The sequence below is a fragment of the Pseudonocardia sp. ICBG162 genome, from assembly GCF_020496225.1.
GTDB lineage: Bacteria > Actinomycetota > Actinomycetes > Mycobacteriales > Pseudonocardiaceae > Pseudonocardia > Pseudonocardia alni.
Window position 1 is genome coordinate 81049 of the sequence record NZ_JAHLJD010000017.1, and the last position, 24685, is coordinate 105733.

General features: G+C 75.8%; 23 protein-coding genes. 14 read left to right on the plus strand and 9 right to left on the minus strand.

Features of this window, described 5'->3' with window-relative positions; all coding sequences use genetic code 11:
• Positions 1–83: 83 nt before the first annotated feature.
• Together KPL60_RS14445 and KPL60_RS14450 are read right to left on the minus strand one after the other, a co-directional pair.
• Positions 84–455: an iron-sulfur cluster assembly accessory protein gene (locus KPL60_RS14445; RefSeq protein ID WP_062395963.1), complete on the minus strand. Its 372-nt coding sequence runs from the start codon at positions 453–455 to the stop codon at positions 84–86.
• A 125-nt stretch (positions 456–580) separates the two neighbouring features.
• Positions 581–1696 (minus strand): glycerate kinase, encoded by a 1116-nt coding sequence (locus KPL60_RS14450; RefSeq protein WP_226366149.1) that lies wholly within the window; start codon positions 1694–1696, stop codon positions 581–583.
• A gap of 38 nt (positions 1697–1734) precedes the next feature.
• Here KPL60_RS14450 and KPL60_RS14455 point away from each other — a divergent pair, with 38 nt between their 5' ends.
• A complete protein-coding gene (locus KPL60_RS14455) occupies positions 1735–2400 on the plus strand; it encodes a DUF3043 domain-containing protein (protein ID WP_073574146.1) in 666 nt (221 codons plus the stop codon).
• A gap of 24 nt (positions 2401–2424) precedes the next feature.
• On the opposite strand, the gene KPL60_RS14460 is transcribed toward KPL60_RS14455, so the two are convergent.
• A complete protein-coding gene (locus KPL60_RS14460) occupies positions 2425–3039 on the minus strand; it encodes a VOC family protein (protein WP_226357679.1) in 615 nt (204 codons plus the stop codon).
• Positions 3040–3081: 42 nt separating this feature from the next.
• On the opposite strand from KPL60_RS14460, the gene KPL60_RS33760 reads away from it, so the two are divergent.
• The 3 genes from KPL60_RS33760 (at position 3082) to KPL60_RS14485 (ending at position 6980) form a co-directional block, all read left to right on the plus strand.
• Positions 3082–5070: a bifunctional adenosylcobinamide kinase/adenosylcobinamide-phosphate guanylyltransferase gene (locus tag KPL60_RS33760; RefSeq protein ID WP_308016752.1), complete on the plus strand. Its 1989-nt coding sequence runs from the start codon at positions 3082–3084 to the stop codon at positions 5068–5070.
• On the plus strand, positions 5067–5894 hold the full coding sequence (locus tag KPL60_RS14480; protein ID WP_226366150.1) for an adenosylcobinamide-GDP ribazoletransferase: 828 nt from the start codon (positions 5067–5069) through the stop codon (positions 5892–5894). The genes KPL60_RS33760 and KPL60_RS14480 overlap by 4 nt, the downstream gene beginning before the upstream one ends.
• Before the next feature lie 180 nt (positions 5895–6074).
• A complete protein-coding gene (locus tag KPL60_RS14485; protein ID WP_226366151.1) occupies positions 6075–6980 on the plus strand; it encodes an endonuclease domain-containing protein in 906 nt (301 codons plus the stop codon).
• Positions 6981–7092: 112 nt separating this feature from the next.
• Here the strand turns inward: KPL60_RS14485 and KPL60_RS14490 are convergent, their stop codons facing one another.
• The 3 genes from KPL60_RS14490 to KPL60_RS14500 form a co-directional block, all read right to left on the minus strand.
• Positions 7093–8214, minus strand: coding sequence for a branched-chain amino acid aminotransferase (locus tag KPL60_RS14490; RefSeq protein WP_226357683.1), 1122 nt, complete (start codon positions 8212–8214; stop codon positions 7093–7095).
• 62 nt (positions 8215–8276) lie between these two features.
• Positions 8277–9404, minus strand: a complete 1128-nt coding sequence (gene gcvT / locus KPL60_RS14495) for a glycine cleavage system aminomethyltransferase GcvT (RefSeq protein ID WP_226366152.1) — start codon at positions 9402–9404, stop codon at positions 8277–8279.
• 19 nt (positions 9405–9423) lie between these two features.
• Positions 9424–10782 (minus strand): hypothetical protein, encoded by a 1359-nt coding sequence (locus KPL60_RS14500; RefSeq protein ID WP_226366153.1) that lies wholly within the window; start codon positions 10780–10782, stop codon positions 9424–9426.
• Between the two features lie 216 nt (positions 10783–10998).
• On the opposite strand from KPL60_RS14500, the gene KPL60_RS14505 reads away from it, so the two are divergent.
• A complete protein-coding gene (locus KPL60_RS14505) occupies positions 10999–12507 on the plus strand; it encodes a leucyl aminopeptidase (protein ID WP_374228709.1) in 1509 nt (502 codons plus the stop codon).
• 7 nt (positions 12508–12514) lie between these two features.
• On the opposite strand, the gene KPL60_RS14510 is transcribed toward KPL60_RS14505, so the two are convergent.
• Positions 12515–13087: a hypothetical protein gene (locus KPL60_RS14510; RefSeq protein ID WP_226366155.1), complete on the minus strand. Its 573-nt coding sequence runs from the start codon at positions 13085–13087 to the stop codon at positions 12515–12517.
• 80 nt (positions 13088–13167) lie between these two features.
• Between KPL60_RS14510 and KPL60_RS14515 the strand changes: the two genes are divergently transcribed.
• Positions 13168–14016 carry an SDR family oxidoreductase gene (locus KPL60_RS14515; RefSeq protein WP_226366156.1) on the plus strand — a complete coding sequence of 283 codons (849 nt, stop codon included), beginning with the start codon at positions 13168–13170 and terminating at the stop codon, positions 14014–14016.
• Between the two features lie 9 nt (positions 14017–14025).
• On the opposite strand, the gene KPL60_RS14520 is transcribed toward KPL60_RS14515, so the two are convergent.
• Positions 14026–14433 (minus strand): oxidoreductase, encoded by a 408-nt coding sequence (locus tag KPL60_RS14520; RefSeq protein WP_073574153.1) that lies wholly within the window; start codon positions 14431–14433, stop codon positions 14026–14028.
• A gap of 201 nt (positions 14434–14634) precedes the next feature.
• Between KPL60_RS14520 and lpdA the strand changes: the two genes are divergently transcribed.
• The 5 genes from lpdA to lipB all read left to right on the plus strand — a co-directional run bounded on the left by lpdA (position 14635) and on the right by lipB (position 20910).
• A complete protein-coding gene (gene lpdA, locus KPL60_RS14525) occupies positions 14635–16026 on the plus strand; it encodes a dihydrolipoyl dehydrogenase (RefSeq protein WP_226366157.1) in 1392 nt (463 codons plus the stop codon).
• Positions 16027–16079: 53 nt separating this feature from the next.
• Complete coding sequence (gene sucB, locus KPL60_RS14530) at positions 16080–17885, plus strand: 2-oxoglutarate dehydrogenase, E2 component, dihydrolipoamide succinyltransferase (protein WP_226357690.1); 1806 nt, start codon at positions 16080–16082, stop codon at positions 17883–17885.
• A gap of 139 nt (positions 17886–18024) precedes the next feature.
• Complete coding sequence (locus KPL60_RS14535) at positions 18025–18915, plus strand: TIGR01777 family oxidoreductase (protein ID WP_226357691.1); 891 nt, start codon at positions 18025–18027, stop codon at positions 18913–18915.
• Positions 18912–20177, plus strand: coding sequence for an NAD(P)/FAD-dependent oxidoreductase (locus tag KPL60_RS14540; RefSeq protein WP_226357692.1), 1266 nt, complete (start codon positions 18912–18914; stop codon positions 20175–20177). The genes KPL60_RS14535 and KPL60_RS14540 overlap by 4 nt, the downstream gene beginning before the upstream one ends.
• Before the next feature lie 10 nt (positions 20178–20187).
• A complete protein-coding gene (gene lipB / locus KPL60_RS14545; RefSeq protein WP_208822353.1) occupies positions 20188–20910 on the plus strand; it encodes a lipoyl(octanoyl) transferase LipB in 723 nt (240 codons plus the stop codon).
• A gap of 19 nt (positions 20911–20929) precedes the next feature.
• Here lipB and KPL60_RS14550 read toward each other — a convergent pair whose 3' ends face one another.
• Positions 20930–21862, minus strand: coding sequence for an LLM class F420-dependent oxidoreductase (locus KPL60_RS14550; protein WP_226366158.1), 933 nt, complete (start codon positions 21860–21862; stop codon positions 20930–20932).
• An 85-nt stretch (positions 21863–21947) separates the two neighbouring features.
• Here KPL60_RS14550 and KPL60_RS14555 point away from each other — a divergent pair, with 85 nt between their 5' ends.
• Genes KPL60_RS14555 through KPL60_RS14565 form a run of 3 tightly spaced genes read left to right on the plus strand, consistent with a single transcriptional unit; the run spans position 21948 to position 24652 of the window.
• Positions 21948–22868: an SDR family NAD(P)-dependent oxidoreductase gene (locus KPL60_RS14555; RefSeq protein ID WP_226366159.1), complete on the plus strand. Its 921-nt coding sequence runs from the start codon at positions 21948–21950 to the stop codon at positions 22866–22868.
• A complete protein-coding gene (lipA, locus tag KPL60_RS14560; RefSeq protein WP_226366160.1) occupies positions 22865–23869 on the plus strand; it encodes a lipoyl synthase in 1005 nt (334 codons plus the stop codon). The genes KPL60_RS14555 and lipA overlap by 4 nt, the downstream gene beginning before the upstream one ends.
• A 45-nt stretch (positions 23870–23914) precedes the next feature.
• A complete protein-coding gene (locus KPL60_RS14565) occupies positions 23915–24652 on the plus strand; it encodes a DUF4191 domain-containing protein (protein ID WP_062395977.1) in 738 nt (245 codons plus the stop codon).
• Positions 24653–24685: the final 33 nt, after the last annotated feature.

A 24685-nucleotide genomic window follows, 5' to 3' on the forward strand; every position in this document is an offset into this window, starting at 1 on the left:
CACAGGGGACCCTACGTCACCCACGGCGAAGGGCCCCGCCGGAGATCACCGGCGGGGCCCTTCGGAGGTGCTGCTGTGCGACGTCAGTTGAAGCTGTCGCCACAGGCGCAGGAGCCGCCCGCGTTCGGGTTGTCGATCGTGAAGCCCTGCTTCTCGATGGTGTCGACGAAGTCGATCGTGGCGCCCTGCAGGTACGGGGCGCTCATCCGGTCGACGCCGACCTTGAGACCGTGGAAGTCACGGAAGAGGTCACCGTCGAGCGACCGGTCGTCGAAGAAGAGCTGGTAACGCAGGCCGGCACAGCCACCGGGCTGCACGGCGATGCGCAGGTGCATGTCGTCGCGGCCCTCCTGCTCGAGCAGGGTGCGCGCCTTGACGGCAGCGGAGTCGGTCAGCTCCACGCCGTGCGTCTGCTCCGTGGTCGCGCCCGCGTCCAAGGTGTTGTCAACGGTCATGACTCTCCCAACAACGTGCGTGGTCCGCCCTGTTCCCACCGGGCGTCGGAATCCATAGTACGACGTCGGGCGGGTCCGCATCCGGGCGGAGACCGTGCGATTCGCCGACGGGCGGGTGACGGGGCTCACCGGCTCCAGCGGGGAGCGACGCGTTCGGCCAGGTCGGCGAGGGTCCCGGCCGGGTCGGCCATCGAGGCCTCCAGGCCGAACTCCTCCGCCACCCCGAACGCCGCGTCGACCCCCGCCGCCGCGGCCTCCCGGCGGCCGACGCTGACCTGCCCGGCCAGCACCACGCACGGCGTCCCGCGGTCGGCCGCACCCCGGGCGACGGCGGTGACGAGCTTGCCGCGCAGCGACTGCCAGTCGAAGCTGCCCTCCCCGGTGACGGCGACGTCGGCGGCGTCCAGCTCGGCGTCGAGCCCGACCAGGCCGCGGACCAGACCGGCACCGGACTCGACCCGCGCGCCGAGGGCGAGCAGCGCGGCGCCGAGACCGCCCGCGGCGCCGGCCGAGGGCAGGTCGCGCACCTCGCGCCCGGCCAGGTCGGCGAGCACCCCGGCGAACACGGTCAGCGCGCCGTCCATCTCGGTGACGGCGGCGTCGTCGGCGCCCTTCTGCGGGCCGAACACGGCGGCGGCGCCGTGCGGTCCGAGCAGCGGGTTGTCGACGTCGCTCGCCGCGACCAGGGTCATCCCGCCCAGGTCGGGGGTCCCGTCGAGGCGGGCGCAGCAGTCCAGGGCCGCGCCGCCGGGCGGGAGCGGGAGGCCGTCGTCGTCGACGGGGACGGCGCCGAGCGCGGCCAGCAGACCGGCGCCGCCGTCGGTGGTGGCGGACCCGCCGAGCCCCACGACGGCGGTGGTGACGCCGGCGTCGCGGGCGGCGGCGAGCAGCTCCCCCACCCCGGACGTCGTCGCCGTCCGGGCGACCCCGGGGACCCGGTCCTCGCGCGGGACGTGGTGCAGCCCGCACGCCGAGGCGCACTCCAGGTAGGCGGTGTCGCCGACGCGCAGCCAGGACCCGGTCACCGGGTCACCGAGCGGGCCGGTGACCTCCCGCTCGTGCACGGTCCCGCCGAGCGCGGTGTGCAGCACCTCCGCGAAGCCGGTGCCGCCGTCGGCGAGGGGGACGATCGCGACGTCGGCGCCGGGCACGCCGCGCCGCCAGCCCGCGGCGATCGCTTCGGCCGCCTCCCGTGCGCTGAGGGTTCCGCCGAAGGAGTCGGGAGCCACCACGATGCGCATGCGGGGCAGGCTAGCGGCGGCCCGTATTGTGGACACCTGTGAGGTTCCTGCGCCGCTCCGAGAGCTCCGACCAGGCCGGTCAGACGGCCGTCGAGTCCCCGGCGGGCACGGACGCTGCGGAGACGGAGGACGAGGGCGCGACCCGCTCGCGTCCCCACACCACCCCCGGCAAGGGCCGGGCGACACCGAAGCGCCGTGACGCCGAGGGCAGGCGGCGCGGTCCCGCGCCGCCCCCGCCGCGCACCCAGCGGGAGGCCGCGAAGCTGGCCCGCGCCACCCGGCCGTCGAAGGACGAGCGCCGGGCGAAGGCGCTGGAGCGCCGCAAGCGGATGGACGCCGGCGACGACCGCGTGCTGCTCCCCCGCGACCGCGGCAAGGTGCGGGCCTACGTGCGCGACATCGTGGACTCGCGCCCGCACGTCATCGGGCTGTTCCTGCCGCTGGCCGCGCTCGTGCTGGTCGCCGCGCTGATCCAGAACCCGGTGATCCAGCAGTACGTCACGCTGTTCACGTTCCTGATGCTGATCGTGATGGTCGTCGAGGGCACGCTGCTGGGCATGCAGGTCCTGAAGAAGGCCCGCGCGAAGTTCCCCGACGAGGAGATCAAGGGCCTCGGCACCGGGTGGTACGCGTTCTCCCGCGCCACCCAGCCGCGCCGCATGCGGGTGCCCAAGCCGCGCGTCAAGCGCGGCGACACGGTCTGACACCGTCCCGGCGGGCCCCGGCTCTCAGAGCACGAGCGGCCCGCCGGGCAGGTCCAGCACGGCCTGCAGCGACGGCGTCTCCCCCGCGACGACCTCGGCCTCCCCACCCGCACCGACGGCGTCGAGCAGTGCGGTCACCCGCTCCGGATCGGGGTGGGTCAGGCGCAGCGTGCGCAGGCTCGCCGGGACCGGCAGGTCGGCCGACGGGTGCCGGGTGGCGCCCCAGTCGATGAGGAACGGCAGCACCCCGCCCGCGTCGTCGGGAGGGAACGCGAGCCGCCACGCGAGAAGCGTGCCGTCCGGGCGCCGACGGGACATGTCCCTGGCGGGTCCCGGGTCGTGCCCGGCGGCGCGGGCCGCGTCGAGCGCGGCGTCGAGGTCGTCGACGCGCACCGCCCAGGTCACCAGCGCGGGTGCGGTCAGGGTGTCGATCCGGAACGGGCGCGGTGCGCCCGGCTCGTCCTGCGCGGGGTCGGGGCCGACGACCTCCAGGTACCGGCCCGGCCCGATCCCGGCCAGCCGGTTGCGGGTGCCGACACCGACGTGCGGCCCGCCCTCGAGCGTGTGGAGATGACGTCCGGCCAGGTCAGCGGCGGTGTCGTCGACGTCGGGGGTGGCCAGGACCAGATGATCGAGCACCTTCGCGACGCTACCGGGGACCGGTAGGACACGATGTGCGGCGTGACTCCTCCCGTCGAACTGCGGACGCTCGTCCTCGGGGGCACGCGCTCCGGCAAGTCGCGGCACGCCGAGGAACTGCTCGGCGACGACGCGGCGGTCCGCTATCTCGCGACCGGCCGGCGGATCCCCGGCGACACCGACTGGGACGCGCGCATCGCCGCGCACACCGCCCGGCGCCCCGCCCACTGGACCACCGAGGAGGTCGGCGGCACCGAGCTGGCCGCCGCGCTCGCCCGGCCCGGCCCGGTGCTGGTCGACGACCTGGCGACCTGGCTGACCGGGGTCCTCGACGACGCCGGTGCCTGGGACGCCCCGGTCGTGCCCGCCGCGGTCGACGCCGCCGTCGACGGGCTGGTCGCCGCGGTCGCCGCCGCGCCGGGTCCGCTGGTGCTGGTGTCCGCCGAGACGGGGCTGGGGGTCGTGCCGGACACCCGCGCCGGGCGGCTGTTCCGCGACCGGCTGGGCGAGCTGAACGCCGCCGTCGCGCGGGTGTGCGACGACGTCGTGCTGGTGGTGGCGGGGCGGGCCCTCGCCCTGCCCGCTCCGGCCACGGACGCCTCCGCCGCTCCGGCCGGCATCGCCGCCGCACCCGGACCTGCGGCGCCGGCCGCGGGAGCACGCGCCGATCTCGCCGCCGCGGGACCCGCTGCCGGGCTCGACGCCACCGGCTCGCCCGGCTCCGCCACCGGGTTGCCCGGCTCCGCCACCGGGTCGCCCGGCTCCGCCACCGGGTCCGCGGCTCCCGACGGGAGCGATGCTCCGGCCGGCGGGGCCGCCGGGGCCGAGGTCGCCGACCCTGACGGTGACGTCGCGGGCACCCCCGCCGGGGTCCCGGGTGCGGTCCTCCCCGCGACCGGGGCGGCCGCGGGCGCCGTCGCCGGGGCCGCGACGACACCCGCCTCGGTCACCGAGTCCGACGTGGAGATCGTCCCGGTCACCGTCGGACGGCCGGACTCCCGCAGCCGCCGAGAGGCCGTCGCCCTGGTCGAGGGGCTCGCGATGCCCACCGGCGGGCTCGGCAGGCTCGGCGAGCTGGGCGTGTGGCTGGCGTCCTGCCAGGGCACCTGTCCCCCGCAGGCGCCCGTGCGCGCCCGGGTGGTGCTGCTCGCCGCCGACCACGGCATCGCCGCGAACGGCGTCTCGGCCTACCCGCCGCAGGTGTCCGCGGTGCGCGCCACCGCCGCCGCGGCCGGACGGCTGCCGGTCACCGTCGCCGCGCGGGCCGCCGGGGCGACCGTGCGGGTCGTCGACGTCGGGCTCGTGTCCGGGGCCGAGGGCGCCGAGCCGGGCTGGCTCGTCGCGCACGGCACCGGCCGGATCGACCGCGAGGACGCCCTGGACGGCGAGCGCGCCACCGCGGCGTGGCTGACCGGGCGGCGGCTGGCCGACGCCGAGATCGACGCCGGCGCGGACCTGCTGATCCCGGCGACGCTCGCCGTCGGCGTGACGACCCCCGCCGCGACGATCGTCGCGGCCGTGACCGGGGCCGAGCCCGTCGCCGTCGTGGGGCGGGCGTCGGGGATCGACGACCGCGCCTGGATGCGCAAGGCCATCGCGATCCGTGACGCGCTGCGCCGGGCCCGTCCGCACCTGCGCGACCCGCTGGCGCTGCTGCGCACCGTCGGCGGCACGGACCTGATCGTGCTCGCCGGGTTCCTCGCCCGGGCCGCGGAGCGCAAGGTGCCCGCGGTGCTCGACGGCCTGGCCGTCGGCGCGGCGGCCCTGCTCGCCGACGAGCTGGCCCCCGGCGCGAAGGACTGGTGGGTCGCCGCGCAGCCGTCGACCGAACCGGCCGCGACGCTCGTCCTGGAGCACCTGTCGCTGGTGCCGCTGCTGGACCTGGCGGTGCGCACCGAGGACGGCACCGCCGCGGTGACGGCGCTGCCGCTGCTGGTCACCGCGGCGCGCCTGCTCGCCGAGACCGGGACCGCGCACGACACCGGCGTCGTCCCGGGTGACGTGACGGCGCCGGCCGGCCTCGGCCGGTGAGCGGACCCCGGCCCGGTCCCCTCGCCGGGCTCGCGCTGGCGGTCAGCTGGCTGACCGTCGTGCCCGCCCGGGTCCGCACCTCCGACGAGGGCGCGCTGCCCGACGGCGTCGCCGCGGCCGCCCTGCGCTGGGCGCCGCTGGTCGGCGCCGGGCTCGGCGTCGCGGGCGGGGCGCTGCTCACCGGGCTGGTCGCCGCCGGGGTGTCCCCGCTGGTCGCGGGCCTGCTGACGGTCGGGGCGGGAGCGCTCGCGACGCGCGGGATGCACGTCGACGGCATCGCCGACACCGCCGACGGCCTGGGCAGCTACGGCCCGCCGGAGCGGGCGCTGCGGATCATGGCCGACGGCGGGGCCGGACCGTTCGCCGTCGTCACGCTGCTGGTGGTGCTGGGCGCCCGCGCCGCCGCCCTCGCGCAGCTGGCGTCCGCGCCGCCCGCGGTCGTGCTCGTCGTCTGCGCGCTGGCCGCGGCGACCGGGCGGGCCGGGTTCTGCTGGGTCGCGCGCCGCGGGACGCCCGCCGCGCGGCCCGGCGGGCTGGGGGCGACCGTCGCCGGGTCGCAGCCGGTGTGGGTGGCGCCGCTGTGGTGGACCGGTCTGGCGGCGGCCGGGGCGGGGGCACTCGTCGGCGCAGGCCGGGCGGGGGCGGCCGCCGGGGCGGTGCTCGCGGTCGCCGGGGCGGTGCTGCTCGCGGCGCTGCTGGTGGTGGGCCTGGCCCGGCACACCCGGCGACGCTTCGGCGGGATGAGCGGCGACGTCCTGGGTGCGGCCTGCGAGCTCGGCGGCACCGCGGTCCTCGTCGTCCTGGCGGCCGCGCTCACCGGATGACCCGGGGCTTCATCGAGCCGGTCCACGCGGCAGGCGGCCCCATGATCACCGGTTGTGGAGCACATCGTTCGCGAGGCGGACGCAGGACTCCACAACCGGTGATCATGGACGGGATTCGCAGCTGCGACGGGTTCGGCGGGATCGGGGCCGGGCCGTGCGGGGCGCCGCCATCCTGCGCCGGTGCCCCCTGCCCCGCTCCCCGCTCCGTCGACCTCGCTGCGTGACCTGCTGCTCGCCCAGGACGGGGTCCTGTCCGCGGCCCAGGCCCGGGCCACCGGGCTGTCCCGGCAGGCCGTCCGGCGACGGGTGGCCCGCGGCGAGTGGGTCGACCTGCACCCGGGCGTCCTCGCCGAGGCGACCCGCGTCCCGACCGCGGCGATGCGCGTCCGGGCCGCGGCGCTCTGGGCCGGGCCCTCCGGGCTGGTCCACGGGCCGGCCGCCGCGTGCTGGAGCGGGATGACCGACCGGTGCCCCCGCGACGTCGGAGTGACGCTCCCCCGCGGCACCCGGCGGCTCGCGCCCGGCGGCATCGCGCTGCGGCGGCGCGACGTGCCCGGTCCCGACCGGACCTGGATCCGGGGCGTCGCCGTCACCGCCGAGCACCTGACCGTGCTGGAGACCTGCGCCGTGCTGCCCGACGGGGCCGCGTTCCTCGACCGGGTCCTGCAGCGTCGCGTCGTGCACCCGGCGCTGCTGCACGAGGCCTACTCCCGCAACGCGGGCGCGCACGGCATGGCCGCGGCGCACCGGCTGCTGGTGGCCCTGGTGGCCGCGCTCGACCGCGCGGACTCGGAGCTGGAACGGATGCTGCTGCGGCTGCTGCGCGCCGCCGGGATCGGCGGCGTCGTCCGCGGGCTGCCCGTGGGCGGCGGGCGCGAGATCGATCTGGCCTTCCCCGCCGAGCGGGTGGCGATCGAGCTGGACGGCTGGGCCTGGCACACCGACCCCGACCGGTTCCGGGCCGACCGGGCCAAGGGGAACGCCCTGGTCACCCAGGGGTGGACGCTGTTGCGCTTCACCTGGCACGACGTGCACGACGCACCCGAGGGCACCGTCGCCGCGATCCGGCGGGCCCTGCGCCGGTGATCACCGGTTGTGGAGCGTTCCGTCCGCGGGACGGGCGCGGAACTCCACAACCGGTGATCATGCGTCGGGGCCGGACGGCCGGCCCGGGACCGGTGGACGATCCCGGGCCGGCTCAGACCGACGCGGAGGCCGGCACCAGGGTGTGCATCCAGCCGTGCGGGTCCGGGGCCGCGCCGCGCTGGATCGCGGTCAGCGCCTCGCGCAGCTGCAGGGTGACCGGGCCGGGCTCACCGTTGCCGACGGTCACCTCTCCGCCGCTGTGCTTGACCGTCCCGATCGGGGTGATCACCGCGGCGGTGCCGCAGCCGAACACCTCGGTCAGCACGCCGCTGGCGGCGCCGCCGAGCCACTCCTGGCCGGAGATGCGGCGCTCGACCACGGAGATCCCGAGGTCCTTCGCCACCGTGATCAGCGAGTCCCGGGTGATGCCGGCGAGCACCGAGCCGCGCAGGTCCGGCGTCGCGACCTCGACCGAGCCGTCCTCGGAGCGGAAGACGAAGAACAGGTTGTTCGAGCCCATCTCGTCGATCCACTGGCGCTCCTCGGCGTCGAGGTAGGCGACCTGGGCGCAGCCGTGCTGGGCGCCGACCGCCTGCGGCAGCAGCGACGCCGCGTAGTTCCCGCCGCACTTGGCGGTGCCGGTGCCGCCGAGGGCGGCGCGCGTGTACTCGGTCTCCAGCCACACGTCCATGGGCTTGACCCCACCGGCGAAGTACGGCCCGGCCGGCGAGGCGATGACCGAGTACAGGTACTCCGACGACGGCCGCACCCCCAGCCCGACCTCGGTCGCGATCATGAAGGGCCGCAGGTAGAGCGAGTCCTCGGTGCCGGCCTCGGGCACCCACTCGGAGTCGACCGCGAGGAGCTCGGACAGCGAGGCGAGGAAGAGGTCCTCGGGGAGCTCGGCCATCGCGAGCCGGCGCGCGGAGCCGGCGAACCGGGCGGCGTTGGCGTCGGGCCGGAACGAGGCGATCGAGCCGTCGGGCTGGCGGTAGGCCTTGAGACCCTCGAAGATCTCCTGCCCGTAGTGCAGGACCATCGACGACGGGTCCAGCGTCATCGGGCCGTAGGGCACGACCGCCGGGTCGTGCCAGCCGGTCCCGGCGGTCCACCGGATCGTCACCATGTGGTCGGTCATGTACCGCCCGAAGCCGGGGGCGGCCAGTACGTCGGCGCGCCGCTGCGGGGACGCCGGGGCGGGGTTGCGGGTCACGGAGAACTTCGGCGCGCTCATGCCCCGAACGGTATCCCCGCTGTCCACGGGGCAAACAGTCGGATTCCCGAAGAACGGGACCCTCAGCGGACGTGTGAGGGCACCAGCGGCGGCTTCACGACCTCCACCGGCAGCGCACGGCCCCGGACGTCGATCACCAACCCGTCGCCGACCGCCACCCCTCCCGCGGTGTCGACCAGGGCCAGCGCGACGCCGGTGCGCAGCGTCGGGGAGAACGTCCCCGAGGTGACGACGCCGACGGGGCTGCCGCCCTCGCCGTCGAGGACGGTCATGCCCGCCCGCGGGACACCCCGCCCGGTCGCCCGCAGCGCGCGCAGGCGCCGCGCCGGGCCCGCCGCGCGCTCGGCGAGCAGGGCGTCGCGGCCCCAGAACGCCGGCTTGTCCCACCCGACCGCCCAGCTGCTCCCGGCCTGGACCGGGCTGATCTCGATGGACAGCTCGTGGCCGTGCAGCGGGTAGCCCATCTCGGTGCGCAGGGTGTCGCGCGCCGCGAGACCGCAGGGGCCGCCGCCGACGGCGCGGACGGCGTCGAGCAGGGCGTCCCACATCGCCGGTGCGGCCTGGGCGGCGAGGACGACCTCGTAGCCGAGCTCGCCGGTGTAGCCGGTGCGGCAGATCCGCACACCGCCGTCGTTCAGGCCGCCCTCGAGGTCGGTGAACGCCATGTAGTCCAGGCCCGCGACGCCCTCCCCCGCGGCACCGAGCGCCGCGCCCAGGGCCTCGGCGGAGCGGGGCCCCTGGACGGCGAGCACGGCGAGCTCGCGGTGCCGGTCGGTGATCGTGACCCCGGGCGGGGCGTCGGCGGCGAGCGCGGAGACGATCCGGGTGGAGTTCGCGGCGTTCGGGACGAGCAGCAGGTCGTCGTCGGCCGCCAGGTAGACGATCATGTCGTCCTCGACGCCGCCGCGGTCGTCGCAGGCCAGGGTGTACTGGGCACGGCCCGGGCCGATGCGGCCGAGGTCGTTGGTGAGGCAGGCGTTCAGGTGCGCGGCCGCGCCCGGCCCGGAGATCGGGACGGTGCCGAGGTGGCTGACGTCGAACAGGCCCGCCGTCTCGCGAACCGACGTGTGCTCGGCGACGGTGCCGCCCGGGTAGGAGATCGGCATCGACCACCCCCCGAACTCGCCGAGGGTGGCGTCGAGGGCGACGTGCCGGTCGTGCAGCGGGCTGGGCAGGAGCTCGTCGGTCACGCGCCCGACCCTATCGGCCTCAGGCCGCCTGTTCCTCGGGATCGCTGCGGCGCACGGGTTCCTCGGCCGCGGCGCGGGCGCGGGAGCGCGCCGTGACGGCGCACAGCACCCAGCCCGCGGCGAGCGCTCCGGCCGTCGCGACCAGCGGCCACGGCGGCATCGACGCGGCGACGGCCAGGCACCCCACCCCACCGGCGACGGCGACGAGCGCCGCCCGCACCGGGCGTCCCGGCAGCCGGAGCACCGCGGCGTGCAGCACCGCGTGGTGGACCAGGGCCGCGACGACGGTGACGACGATCGCGGTCGTCGCGGACAGCAGCAGGGTCATCGCCAGGGTCAGCACCCCCAGCGTCAGGTCGGCCACCCACGGCGTGCCGCGCGACCCGCCCCGGCCCAGGAACGCGGGCAGCTCCCCCTCGCGGGACAGCCGGGCGGCGCCGGCCGCGGCCCGCGACAGCGCCCCGAGCAGTGCGGCGACCGTCGCAGCGGCGGCGCCGACCCGCACCAGCACCCCCACCTGGGCGCTGCTGCTGGTGTCCATCAGCGCGGCCAGCGGGGCCGACGCCGAGGCCAGCCCGGACGCACCGAGCCCGCGCAGCAGGGCCGCCGACAGCAGGAGCAGCAGCACCGTCGTGATCACGACGGCGAGTGCGGGGGCCCGGCGGATCGCCCGCACCGGGTCCCGCAGGCTGCCCCCGAGCTCGGCGACGCGGGACAGCCCGGTGAAGGCGAGGAACACGAACCCGGCGGCGGCCAGCACGCCGAGCGGGCCCGGCTCGATCGCGGCCTGCAGCGTGGCGACGGCCGGGTCGTCGGGCGTCCCGGCGCCGTCGCCGGCGATGCCGGCTCCGGTGGCCGCGGCGGGCATCGCCGAGGACAGCACCGCGTGCGGCCCGTCCGACCGCAGCCCCACCACGATCGCGACGGTCAGGGCGAGCACCGTGCCCACCACCAGCCCGCGCGCCGCACCGGGCGAGATCCGCACCCCGAAGGCGTTCACCGCGACGACGGCGAGCACCGCCACCACCGCGATCGTCACCGGCTGGGTGGGCAGCACGTAGGCACCGAACACCAGCGCCGCGGCCGACCCGGCGGCGGCCCGCGAGGTCACCCGCGCGACCGCCCCGAGCCGTAGTGCGGGGGCGGGCAGGTCACCGCGGGCCAGCTCCGGACCGGCCGGGCGGGCGAGCGACAGGTGCGCGGTCGAGCCGACCACGCCGAGCGCGAGCAGCGCGGCGAGGAGCACCCCGAGCGGGAACCAGGTGCCCGCCGACGCGGCCGCGGGGCCGAGCGCGGCGTACAGCCCGGTACCGAACGTCGCCGACAGGGCGACGACGACCGCGGTCACGGTCGGGATCCGGTACGGGGGGCGGGGCACCCGTTCACCTTCCCATCCACCCCTGTGCCGCGCGGCGCCGCGGGGGTGTCATTACCATCTCGGTCCGGTCTCGTCGTCCCGCCCGCCACCCCGCTCCCCACCCACCCGGCGCACGGGACGTGTGCATCGGCCACGCAGGGTGAGATCGGGCGACCCGGAGCCACTCGTCCGATACCCACCGTTCCCGTCCGACCCCGAGGAGTGCCACCCGTGCCGATCGACGTCCCGACCCTCCCGCAGACCGCCGCACACAGCGGTGCCGAGACGGAGGCGGTCGTCGACGCCGTCGTGGTCGGTCTGCACGCCCCCGCGGCCGACGCCGCCGACGGCACCGGCCCGGCGCTGGCCGCGGGCGCCGCCGGCGTCGACGCCGCGTTCTCCGGCGAGCTGCTGGAGCTGCTCACCACCGTCGGCGCGACCGGGAAGGCCGAGCAGGTCGTGTCGCTGCCGACCCGCGGCGCGCTGTCCGCGCCGCGGCTGGTCGCGGTCGGTCTGGGCCGCCCGGCCGAGGGGCCGAAGGCGTCCGAGGCGGTCCGCCGCGCCGCCGGTGCCGCCGCCCGCACGCTGGCCGGGACCGGCTCGGTGCTGAGCACGCTGTCCGCGGTCGACGCCGAGGCCGCGGTCGTCGGCGCCGTCCTGGGCGGCTACCGCTTCGACCGGCACCGGACCTCCACCGACGCCGCGGCCACCCCGGTCGGCAGCTGGTCGTTCACCGGTGCCGACGACGCGGCCGTGCGGCGGGCGACGCTCGTCGCCGAGGCCGTCGTCACCGCCCGGGACCTGGTCAACACCGCGCCGAACGTGCTGGTCCCGGAGACCTTCGCGGCGCACGCGGTGGCGCTGGGCGAGCGCGCCGGGCTGGTCACCGAGGTCCTCGACGACGCCGGGCTGCGGGAGAACGGCTACGGCGGCGTCACCGGCGTCGGGAAGGGGTCGGCGAACCCGCCCCGGCTGGTGCGCCTGACCTGGAACGGCGGCCCGGCCGCGTCGAAGCGGGTCGCGCTCGTCGGGAAGGGCATCACCTTCGACACCGGCGGCATCTCGCTCAAGCCCAACGCCGGCATGGCCGACATGACCTCGGACATGGGCGGGGCGGCCGCGGTCGTCGCGACCGTCGTGCTCGCCGCGAAGCTGGAGCTGCCGGTCACGGTGACCGCGACCGTGCCGATGGCGGAGAACATGCCGTCGTCGACGGCGTACAAGCCCGGCGACGTGCTGACCATGTTCGGCGGGACCACCGTCGAGGTGCTCAACACCGACGCCGAGGGACGGCTGATCCTCGCCGACGCGATCGTCCGCGCCGCCCAGGACGACCCCGACTACCTGGTGGAGACCTCGACGCTGACCGGCGCCCAGCTCGTCGCGCTCGGCATGCGCACCGCCGGGGTGATGGGCTCGGACGAGCTGCGCGACCGGGTCGCCGCGCACGGCACCGCCACCGGCGAGGACGCCTGGGCGATGCCGCTGCCGGAGTACCTGCGCGGCGAGCTGGACTCGCGGGTGGCCGACATCAGCAACGTCAGCGGGCAGCGGTTCGCCGGGATGCTGCTGGCCGGCACGTTCCTCAAGGAGTTCGTGCCCGCCGGGCTGCCGTGGGCGCACATCGACATCGCCGGGCCGTCGTTCAACACCGGCGGGCCGCGCGGCTACACCACCAAGGGCGGCACAGGGGTGCCGGTGCGCACCCTGCTGGCGTTCCTGGAGGACGTGGCCGCGAACGGCTGAGCGCGGCTCAGCGGTCCTGCAACGCGTCCAGCGCGACGGCGAAGGCGGCGGCCAGGCGGAAGTCGATGCGCGGGTCCGGGACGGAGACGTCGTAGGAGTCGCGCAGCGACCACCGCCGGTCGCTGCTCATCAGCAGCGTGCCGCCGGAGTCCTCGGTGACGTCGAAGTGGTACGGCAGCGGCAGGTTCTCGGCCACCCGGCGCAGCAGGGCGACGCCGAGGCTGCGCTCGCGGCCGGTCGCGGCGACGCCCGGCGCGGTCAGCGTCCAGGTCGAGCGCAGCAGGCTCGCCCCGAACCGCTTGCCGAAGGTGCCGATCACCCGGCCGTGCTCGTCGAAGACGTCGTGCTCGGCGCGGACGTCGAGACGCTGGCGGGCGCGGAAGGAGAACACCGCGCGGGAGCGGCTGTCGTCGGACCAGAAGGTCACCTGCTCCTTGAAGGCGACCCGCTTCTGCTGCGCGAACGCCATGAGCGCGCCCGCGCTGCCGTCGGGGTTCGCGGCGTGCACGTCGTAGCGGTTCACGCCGAGGGTGATCCGCTGGCGGACGAGGAAGCGGGGCAGGTGCATCGCGGCCGTCACGGGGCCCGAGTCTGACCGGACCGGATCCGGGCGGCGACACCGGACCGGGGGTTACCCACGGGTAGGGCATACTGCCGCCCATGAGCCGGCAGCGTCGTCGACACGAGGTCCCCGCGCACTCCCCCCGTTCCGCGGTGGTCACCGGCGCGGCCCGCGGCATCGGCGAGCAGATCGCCCGCGAGCTCGTCGGGCGCGGCTACCGGGTGCTGGTCACCGACCTCGACGAGGCCGCGGCGCGGGCCACCGCGACCCGGATCGGGGCGGCCGCCGGCACCGCCTGCGACGTCACCGACCCGGCCGCGTCCGCGGCGGCGGTGGCCCGGGCCCGCGAGCTCGCGCCGCTGGGCGCCTGGGTGAGCAACGCCGGCGTCGGGTTCGACGGCACCGTCACCGACATCGCCGAGGCCCGCGCCCGCGCGCTGGTCGAGGTCAACCTGCTGGGCCCGATCTGGGGCGCCCGGGCCGCGTTGACCGCGTTCCGCGAGCAGGCGGCGGCGGGGACCGCCCGGGGCGGCGAGATCGGCGTGACCGTGTCGCTGTCCGGCCTGGGACCGGTTCCGGGCCTGTCGGTGTACGCGGCGTCGAAGGCGGGCGCGCTGTCCATGGTGTCCGCGCTGGCCTCGGAGGTGCGCCGGGAGGGCATCGGGGTGCACGCGGTCTGCCCGGACGGGGTGAACACCGAGCTGCTGCGCTCGATGACGCCCGGCGGCCAGGGCCAGGCGCTCGTGCGGTCCGGGGTGCTGGTCACCCCCGAGCAGGTCGCGACGGCGCTGGTCGGGATGTTCGGCACCGGCCGGGTCTACCGGACGCTGCCCGCCTGGCGGGGTGCGCTGCTGCGCCTCACCGCGCTAGCCCCCGGGCCCGCGCTGCGCCTGGAGCCCGCGATGCGCGCGCTCGGCGAGCGGCGCGCCCGCTCGCTGCGCCCCTGACCCGGCGGGTCAGGCGTCGCGGTCCTTGGCCCGCAGCTCGCGCAGCATCCGCTCCTGGCGCTCGCGCTTGCGCAGGGCGCGGTCGCGGGCGTCGTGCTCGCGCATCCGGTTCGGGTACCCGACGAGCTGCACGTCGTAGATCGGCATCTGCAGCGACCGGGCCAGCTTCTTCGCCGCGTTCGGGTTCGCGACCCGCCTGCGGGTCCACTCGCCGTCGTGCGCGACGAAGACCACCGTCGTCTCCGTCACGGTCGTGCGCGGCTCGACGAAGGCCTCGACACCGATCCGGGCGGCCGACCACTCACGCAGGTGGGCCTCCCCCTCCGCGTACGCGCCACGCCTCCCGCCGGAGCCGGATCCCCGGCCGGACCTGGGGCCCGACGGTCCACGTGACCGGAACAGGTCGAGCAGACCCATGCGCGTCATCCTCTCGTCGATCCGGTCGCACCCCTACGAACCGGACACGGTAGCTCCGAGTGCCCAACGAACGGGATCACGGATTTGCTCCCGACACCCCAGTGGCGCAGTCGCGGCCGGATGACAAGATGGTCGCCGCGTAGCGGGGTCCCGTCCGGCGGAGCCGGTCCACCGGCGGTGACCCCCGGAGGGAGCTGATCGGTGTCCGACCCGGGTGCTCGTTCCGCCGACCTGGTGATCCTGGGCGGCGGCTCCGGTGGCTACGCCTGCGCGCTGCGGGCCGCGGAGCTGGGCCTGTCGGTGGTCCTGGTCGAGAAGGACAAGCTCGGCGGCACCTGTCTGCACCGCGGCTGCATCCCCACCAAGGCGCTGCTGCACGCGGCCGAGGTGGCCGACCACGCCCGCGACGGCGCGCAGGTCGGCATCCGTTCCACCTTCGACGGCGTCGACATGGCCGGGGTGAACGCCTACAAGGACGGCGTGGTGTCCCGGCTGTACAAGGGCCTGCAGGGCCTGGTCGCCTCGCGCGGGATCACCGTGGTGCCCGGTGCGGGCACCCTGGAGGGTCCCGGCACCGTCCGGGTCGGCGACGAGCGCATCACCGGACGCCACGTCGTGCTCGCCACCGGCTCCTACGCCCGGTCACTGCCCGGCCTGGAGCTGGACGACCGCATCGTCACCTCCGACGCCGCGATCTCCCTCGACGAGGCCCCGCGCCGGGTCGTCGTGCTCGGCGGCGGCGTGATCGGCGTCGAGTTCGCCAGCGTGTGGCGTTCGTTCGGGGCCGAGGTCACGATCGTCGAGGCGCTGCCGCGGCTCGTGCCGAACGAGGACGAGTTCTGCTCCACCCAGCTCGCCCGGGCGTTCCGGCGGCGCCGGATCACCGCCCGCACCGGGGTGCGGTTCGCGAAGGCGACCCGCAGCGGCGACACCGTCACCGTGTCGCTGGAGTCCGGTGAGGAGATCGAGGCCGACCTGCTGCTGGTCGCGGTCGGCCGCGGCCCCAACACCACCGGTCACGGCTTCGCCGAGGCCGGCGTCGCGATGGACGGCGGCTTCGTGACCGTCGACGAGCGGCTGCGCACGAACCTCGACGGCGTGTACGCCGTCGGGGACGTCACCCCCGGCCTGCAGCTCGCCCACCGCGGCTTCGCCCACGGGATCTTCGTCGCCGAGGACGTCGCGGGGCTCGCGCCCCGCCCCGTCACCGACGACGGCATCCCGCGCGTCACCTACTGCGACCCCGAGGTCGCCTCGGTCGGGCTGACCGAGCAGGCCGCGCGGGACCTCCACGGCGAGGTGCACACCCTGACCTACGACCTGGCCGGCAACGGGAAGTCGCAGATCCTGCAGACCTCCGGGGCGGTCAAGCTCGTCGCCCAGGGGCCCGCCGGACAGGGCGGACGCGTCCTCGGCGTGCACATGGTGGGCTCCCGGATCGGGGAGCTCGTCGGAGAGGCGCAACTGGTCTACAACTGGGAGGCTCTGCCCACCGACGTCGCCGCCCTGATCCACGCCCACCCCACGCAGAGCGAGGCCCTCGGAGAGGCCCACCTCGCGCTGGCCGGGAGACCGCTGCACACCCACGGCTGATCCCGGCCCCACAACCCGAACACCCACGCGGAACAAGAGGAGCTCCACCCGACATGGCCGTCACCGTTGAGATGCCCGCCCTGGGCGAGAGTGTCACCGAGGGCACCGTCACCCGCTGGCTCAAGGCCGAGGGCGACACCGTCGAGGTCGACGAGCCGTTGCTCGAGGTCTCGACCGACAAGGTCGACACGGAGATCCCGTCGCCCGCCGCGGGCGTCCTGAAGCGCATCATCGCGGGCGAGGACGACACGGTCGAGGTCGGCGGCGAGCTCGCCGTCATCGGCGACGCCGACGAGGCCGACGACGCCGGTTCGTCCGACTCCGGCTCCTCCGAGAAGGCCGAGGAGCCCGCGGAGTCCGAGGCGGAGCCCGAGCCCGAGCCGGAGCAGGCCGAGGAGGAGGCCCCGCAGCCGTCCTCCGGTGGCTCGTCGTCCGGTGGGGGCTCCGGCACCCCGGTCACGATGCCCGAGCTCGGCGAGTCGGTCACCGAGGGCACCGTGACCCGCTGGCTCAAGCAGGTCGGCGACGCCGTCGAGGTCGACGAGCCGCTGCTCGAGGTCTCCACCGACAAGGTCGACACCGAGATCCCCTCGCCGGTCGCGGGCACCGTGCTCGAGCACACCGTCGCCGAGGACGAGACCGTCGAGGTCGGCGCGCAGCTCGCGCTGGTCGGCGACGGCTCCGCCGCCCCGGCGCAGGACGAGGCGCCGAAGCAGGAGAAGGCTCCGGAGAAGAAGGAGGAGCCGAAGAAGGAGGCTCCGAAGGCCGAGCCCAAGCCGGAGCCGAAGGCCGAGCACCCCAAGGCCGAGGAGAAGCAGGAGAAGGCCCCGGCCGGGTCCGAGGACTCCCCCGCCGGGAAGATCGAGCCCTCCTCGAACGGCTCGGGCTCGGGTTCGGGCGAGAAGCCCTACGTGACCCCGCTGGTGCGCAAGCTGGCCCAGGAGCACGGCGTCGACCTCGACTCGGTCACCGGCTCCGGCGTCGGCGGCCGCATCCGCAAGCAGGACGTCCTCGCCGCCGCCGAGCAGGCGAAGGCCCCGGCGCAGGAGAAGCCGTCCGCCCCGGCGGAGCAGCCCGCCTCCGGTGGCGCGCCCAAGGAGCCGAAGGCCGTCCCGACCCGCGCGGACAACGCGCCGGAGCCGGGAACCACGGTCAAGCTCCCGCGCCTGCGCCAGGTCATCGCGCAGCGGATGAACGAGTCGCTCGCCACCTCGGCGCAGCTGACCACCGTCCAGGAGGTCGACCTCACCCGCATCGTCAAGCTGCGGAACCGGGTCAAGGAGGACTTCAAGCGTCGCGAGGGCGCCAACCTCACCTTCCTGGCCTTCATCGCCAAGGCGACCATCGAGGCGCTCAAGGCGTTCCCGTCGCTGAACGCCTCGATCTCCGAGGACAACAAGCAGGTCACCTACCACGGCTCGGTCCACATGGGCATCGCCGTGGACACCCCGCGCGGCCTGCTCGTGCCGGTGATCAAGGACGCCGACGACCTGTCGCTGGCCGGGATCGCCAAGAAGATCGCCGACGTCGCGGCCCGCACCCGCGACTCGAAGATCGGTCCGGACGAGCTGTCGGGCGGCACCTTCACGATCACGAACATCGGGTCCGCGGGCGCGCTGTTCGACACGCCGATCATCAACCAGCCCCAGGTCGCCATCCTGGGCACCGGCGCGATCTCGAAGGAGCCGAAGGTCGTCACCGGCCCCGAGGGCGACGACGTCATCGCCGTCCGCTCGGTCTGCTTCCTGCCGATGACCTACGACCACCGCCTGGTCGACGGCGCCGACGCCGGCCGCTTCCTGTCCGCGGTCAAGGCCCGGCTGGAGGAGGGCGCCTTCGAGGCCGAGCTCGGCCTGTAGGCACTCCCCGCGACACACGGCGGCCCGTCCCGGTTCACCCGGGGCGGGCCGCCGTCGTCACCGGTCCGGGTGAGCGGGTGACGATGGTCGCGGCATGTCCGGCTCGCGCGTCCGCCCGGGACCGGGAAGGATCGCGGCCGTGCGAGTCGTCGTGGCCGGTTCGTCCGGACTGATCGGAACAGCCCTGGTCGCCCACCTGAGGGGCGCGGGGCACGAGGTGCTGCGCCTGGTGCGGCGCACGCCCGCCGCCCCCGACGAGCGCGGCTGGGACCCGCCCGCCGGCACCGTCCAGGACGGCACCCTCGACGGCGCCGACGCGGTCGTGAACCTCAACGGCGCCGGCATCGCCGACCGGCCGTGGACCGGCGCCCGCAAGCAGCTGATCCGCGACTCTCGCAACGTCCCCACCGACGTCCTCGCCGAGGCCGTGGCCCGGCACAGGGTCCCGGTGCTGGTCAGCGGCTCGGCCGTCGGCTACTACGGCGACACCGGCCAGGTCGTCGTCGACGAGTCCGCGCCGTCGGGCTCGGGGTTCCTCGCCGACGTGTGCCGGGACTGGGAGGCCGCCACCGCACCCGCCGTGGACGCCGGCGCCCGGGTGGTGCTCGTCCGCACCGGTCTGGTCCTGTCCCCCTCCGGTGGGCTGCTCGCGATGCTGCGCCCGCTGTTCAAGGGGTTCCTCGGCGGGCGGATCGGCAAGGGCACCCAGTTCATGCCGTGGGTCTCCCTCGACGACCAGGTCGCGGCGATCCGGTTCGCCGTCGAGACCGAGGCGCTGTCCGGCCCGGCGAACGTGACCGGCCCGGTGCCGGTCACCAACGCCGAGTTCACCAAGGAGATGGCCGCGGCCGTCGGGCGGCCCGCGCCGTTCCCGGTGCCCGGCCCGGTGGTCTCCACCGTGCTCGGCGAGATGGGCCGCGAGATGCTGCTCGGCGGCCAGCGGGCGGTGCCGGCGGCGCTGCTCGAGGCCGGGTTCCAGTTCCGCCACCACACCGTCGGCGACGCGCTCTCGGCCGCGGTCGGGTCATGACCCCGTCCGACGTCGACGTCCTGGTGGTCGGGGCGGGCCTGTCCGGCCTGCGCGCGGCCACCGTGCTGCACCGGCACGGGCTGACCGTGCGCGTGCTGGAGTCCGCCGACCGGGTCGGCGGGCGGATGGCGACCGACGTCGTCGACGGGTTCCGCTGCGACCGCGGGTTCCAGGTGCTGAACACCGGGTACCCCGCGCTGCACGCCGCGCTCGCACCGCACGGGCTCGACACCCTCGCCGCGCGGCCCTTCGAGCCCGGTGCCGCCATCCGGGCCGGCGACGGCGAGCTGCACCGCTTCGTCAACCCGCTGCGCCGCCCCGCGTCCGCCCCGGCCACCGCGCTGGACGACCTGTTCGGCCCGATCGAGAAGGCCAAGCTCGTCGCGTGGACGGCGAAGGTGCTGGCGTCGCCGCCGTCGCGGACCGCGACGCTGGTCGACTCCTCCGCCGCCGCGGACCTCGACGCCGCCGGGCTCGGCGGCGCGGTCACCGACCGGTTCCTGCGCCCCTTCCTGTCCGGCGTGCTCGGCGAGACCGCGCTGGAGACCTCGGCCGCGTTCGTGCGGCTGGTGTGGCGCAGCTTCGCCCTCGGCACGATCGTCGTGCCCGACGACGGCATGGAGGCGCTGCCCCGGCGGCTGGCCGCGGCCCTGCCCGAGGGCACCGTGACGCTCGGGACCCGGGTACACGCCGTGCGCGGCGGGCCCGCACCCGCCCTGGACACCGACGACGGCACCCTGTCCGCGCGGGCCGTCGTCGTCGCGGCGGACCCGCGGACGGCCGCCGCGCTGCTCCCCGGGGTCGCCGAGCCGCGGATGAACGCGCTGACCACGTTCTTCCACGTCCCGCCGCAGGCCCCGACGGCCTCCCCGCTGCTGCACCTGGACGGCACCGGCGGGCCGGTCGTCAACACGATGGTGATGACCGCGGCCGCGCCGGGCTACTCCGCCGACGGGCGCCCGCTGGTGGCGTCCTCGATCGTCGGGACCCCGGGGTCCACCGGGGTCGACGAGCCCGCGGTGCGCCGCGAGCTGGCCCGGATCTGGGGCGTCGGCACCGACGACTGGGCGCACCTGCACACCGCGCAGGTCGACGAGGCGCTGCCGCTGTTCGAGGCGGGGCGCCCGGTGCGCCGCGACGTCGACCTCGGGGAGAACCTGTTCGTCGCGGGCGACCACCGCGACACCCCGTCCACCCAGGGTGCGCTGGTCAGCGGCCGCCGGGCCGCGCAGGCCGTCCTCGCCCGGTTGGGCGCGGCGTAAGCTCGCCGCCATGCCCGCACCGCACCTGTCCTGCCGCGCCGGAACCGACGACGTCCGGGTCGACCGGCTCGGGCGCGTGGAGTACCAGGCGGCGTGGGACACCCAGAAGGCGCACGCCGAGGCCCGCAAGAACGGCGGGCCGGACGTGCTGATGCTGCTGGAGCACCCGCCGGTCTACACCGCGGGGCGGCGCACCCGGCCGGAGGACCGGCCCACCGACGGCACCCCGGTCGTCGACGTCGACCGCGGCGGGCGCATCACCTGGCACGGGCCGGGACAGCTCGTCGGCTACCCGATCGTCGCCCTCGGCGAGCCGATGGACGTCGTGGACTACGTCCGCCGCCTGGAGGAGGCCCTCATCCGGGTCTGCCACGACCTCGGCGTGACGAGCGCGGGCCGGGTCGAGGGCCGCTCGGGCGTCTGGCTGCCCGCGCAGGGCTTCACCCCCGAGCGGAAGGTCGCCGCGATCGGCGTCCGGATCGCCGGCGGGGTCACCCAGCACGGCTTCGCGATCAACTGCGACGCCGACCTGGGCGACTTCGGGAAGATCGTGCCGTGCGGGATCGCCGACGCCGGCGTCACCACGCTGACCGCGGAGCTGGACCGGGAGGTGACCGTCGACGAGGTCGCCGGCCCGGCGGCCGCCGCCGTGCTGGACGCGCTCGACGGCCGGCTGCCGGTGGCCGAGCACCCGGTCGTCCGGCAGGTCGACCTGATGTCCGGCCTGGGCTGATCCCCCCGGCCCCGGTGCCTCAGGCGAGCTGGGGCACCACCGTCGCGGCGAAGTCCTCGATGTGGGCGAGGTCGGACAGGTCGAGGACCTGCAGGTAGACCCGGGTCGTGCCGGTGACCTCGGCCCAGCGGCCGAGCCGGTCGACGACCTCGCCGGGGGTGCCGGCGAGGCTGCTCGCGCGGACCTCGGCGGCGTCGCGTCCCACCGCGGCCGCGCGGCGGTCGACCTCGGCGTCGTCCTTGCCCAGGCACAGCATCTGCGCCACCGAGTAGGTGAGCGAGCCCGGGTCGCGTCCGGCGGCGGTGCACGCGTCGCGGACCCGGCCGAACTGGGCGGCGACGGCCTCGGGCTGCTGGAACGGCACGTTGAACTCGGTGGCGAACCGGGCGGCCAGCGCCGGGGTCTTCTTCTTCCCCATCCCGCCGACGATCACCGGCGGCGCGTCCTGCACCGGGCGCGGCAGCGCCGGGGAGTCGGTGACGGTGTAGTGCCGTCCCTGGTGGGTGAAGCGCCCGCCGAGCGGGGTCGCCCACAGCCCGGTGAGGATCTCCAGCTGCTCGGTGAGGATCTCGAAGCGCTCGGCCAGCGGCGGGAACGGGATGCCCAGCGCCCGGTGCTCGGCCTCGAACCAGCCCGAGCCGAGCCCGACCTCGACGCGGCCGCCGGACATGTCGTCGGCCTGCGCGACGGCGACGGCGAGCGGCCCGGGCAGCCGGAACGTCGCGCTGGTGACCAGGGTGCCGAGCCGGATGCGCTCGGTCTCGCGGCCGAGCGCGGCGAGGGTCACCCAGGCGTCGGTCGGGCCGGGGAGGCCGCTGCCGTCGCCCATCGCGACCCAGTGGTCGGAACGGAAGAACGCGTCGTAGCCGGCGTCCTGCGTGGTGCGGGCGACCCGCAGGAGGTCGGTGTAGCGGGCGCCCTGCTGGGGCTCGGTGAAGATCCGGAAGTCCACGGGTCGCGACGCTAGCCGCCCCGGCCCGCTCGCGCCGCCCGACCACCGGCGGCGGCCGTGGGGGCCCGCTCGCTACGGTCGCGTCGTGCACCCGATCCCCGACCAGACCGGCCGGACCGTCGTCGTCACCGGCACGACCTCCGGGCTCGGTCTCGCGCTGTCCACCGCGTTGGCCCGGGCCGGCGCCCGGGTGCTGATGACCGCCCGCGACGTGACCCGCGGCCGCGCCGCGGTGCGCGGGGCCGGTGGTGAGCTGGTGCTGCTGGACCTCGCCGACCTCGGCTCGGTACGGGCCGCGGCGGCGGAGATCCGGGAGCGCACCGGGGACCGGGTGGACGTGCTCGTCAACAACGCGGGCGTCGCGATGGGGCCGCGTGCGGACACCGCGGACGGTTTCGAGCTGCAGATCGGCACCAACCACCTCGGGCCGGCCGCACTGACCTGGCTGCTGATGCCCGCGCTGCGGGCCGCCGGCGACCCGGAGCGGCCGTCGCGGGTCGTCACGACGTCCAGCCTCGGCCACCGCACCGGCCGGCTCGATCCCGACGACCTGGGGTGGCGGCGCCGGCGCTGGTCCCCGAACGCGGCCTACGGCGCGTCGAAGCTGGCGAACCTGTTGTTCGCCGCGGAGCTGGACCGGCGGCTGCGGCTGTCCGGGGACCCGGTGCTCTCGGTCGCCGCGCACCCGGGGATGACCGAGTCGTCGCTGCTCGCGAACTCCTTCCGGCGGGGCGCGACGCTGCAGGCGCGGCTGTTCGCCCCGTGGGAGCGCTGGCTCACCTCACCGGTGTCCGAGGGCGTCGGGCCGCAGCTCGCCGCGGCGACGGGACCGGTCCACGGCGGCGACTACCTGGGCCCCACCGGGCTCGGGGAGGCCCGCGGCCCGGCCGGTCCGGCGCGGCGCTCGGCGGCCGCGCAGGACCCGGTGCTCGCGGGCAGGTTGTGGCAGGTCACGGCCGCCGCGACCGGCATCACACCGGACCCCGGGCGTAGGCTGGACGCGTGACCATCGCACCCGAAGGCCGCAAGCTCCTCCGCCTCGAGGTCCGCAACAGCGAGACCCCGATCGAGCGCAAGCCGTCCTGGATCCGCACCCGCGCCAAGACCGGTCCGCAGTACACCGAACTGAAGGGGCTCGTCCGGTCGGGCGGCCTGCACACGGTGTGCGAGGAGGCCGGTTGCCCCAACATCTACGAGTGCTGGGAGGACCGGGAGGCGACGTTCCTCATCGGCGGGGAGCAGTGCACCCGTCGCTGCGACTTCTGCCAGATCGACACCGGCAAGCCGGCCGACCTGGACACCGACGAGCCGCGCCGGGTGGCGGAGTCGGTGCAGCAGATGGGGCTGCGCTACTCCACCGTCACCGGCGTCGCGCGCGACGACCTCGACGACGGCGGCTCCTGGCTCTACGCCGAGACCGTCCGCAAGATCCACGAGCTGAACCCGGGCACCGGCGTCGAGCTGCTCGCCCCGGACTTCAACTCGATCGACGCCCAGCTGACCCCGGTCTTCGAGTCCCGGCCCGAGGTGTTCGCGCACAACCTCGAGACCGTCCCCCGGATCTTCAAGCGGATCCGCCCGGCGTTCCGCTACGACCGGTCGCTGGAGGTCATCACCAAGGCCCGCGAGTTCGGTCTGGTCACCAAGTCGAACCTGATCCTCGGCATGGGCGAGACCCCCGACGAGGTCGTCTCCGCGCTGCAGGACCTGCACGACGCGGGCTGCGAGATCATCACGATCACCCAGTACCTGCGCCCGACCAAGCGCCACCACCCGGTGGAGCGGTGGGTCAAGCCCGAGGAGTTCGTCGAGCACTCGCAGGCCGCCGAGCAGATCGGGTTCGCCGGTGTGATGGCCGGGCCGCTGGTGCGCTCGTCCTACCGGGCCGGCCGGCTCTACGCCCAGACCGTGGCCCACCGCGGCGAGGAGCTCTCCCCCGCCCTGGCGCACCTGGCCGACTCCGGCCCGGCCGCGCAGGAGGCCAGCTCCCTGCTGGCGCGCGGCTGAGACCTCCTCGCACCGTCGATCACCGGTCGGAAGTAGGCTGGTCACATGCCCGGCAAGCCCCGTAAGCCCTCGCCCGAAGAGAAGAAGGCGCTCAAGGCCCAGAAGAAGGCCGCGTCGAAGCAGCGTCGCCAGCAGATCTGGCAGGCGTTCCAGATGCAGCGCAAGGAGGACTCCAAGCTCCTCCCGATCATGATCGGCGTGTTCGTCGGGTCGATCGTGGTCGTCACGCTCATCGGGTGGCTGCTGGGCCTGGTCTGGTTCTTCGTGCCCTTCGGCATCCTGATCGGCGCGCTGGCGGCGTTCAGCATCTTCGGCCGCCGCGTCCAGAAGTCGATCTACGTGAAGGCCGACGGGCAGCCGGGCGCCGCGGGCTGGGCGCTGGACAACATGCGCGGGCAGTGGCGGATCACCCAGGGGATCGCGGGCACCACCCACCTCGACGCGGTGCACCGGGTCATCGGGCGGCCCGGGATCATCTTCGTCGCCGAGGGGGCCCCGCACCGGGTGAAGACCCTGCTCGCGCAGGAGAAGAAGCGCACCGCGCGGGTCGCCGGCAGCACCCCGATCTACGACGTGATCGTGGGCAACGAGGAGGGCCAGGTCCCGCTCAAGGGGCTGCAGCGCCACCTCATGAAGCTGCCCCGCAACATCTCCGCCGCCGAGATGGACTCCCTGGAGGGCAAGCTCAACGCCCTCGGCAGCCGCTCGGCCGCGATGCCCAAGGGGCCGATGCCCCAGGGCGCCAAGATGCGCAGCATCCAGCGCACCGTCCGCCGCCGCTGATCCCGCCGCCGGCCGGGCCGCGGCGGGCCCGGT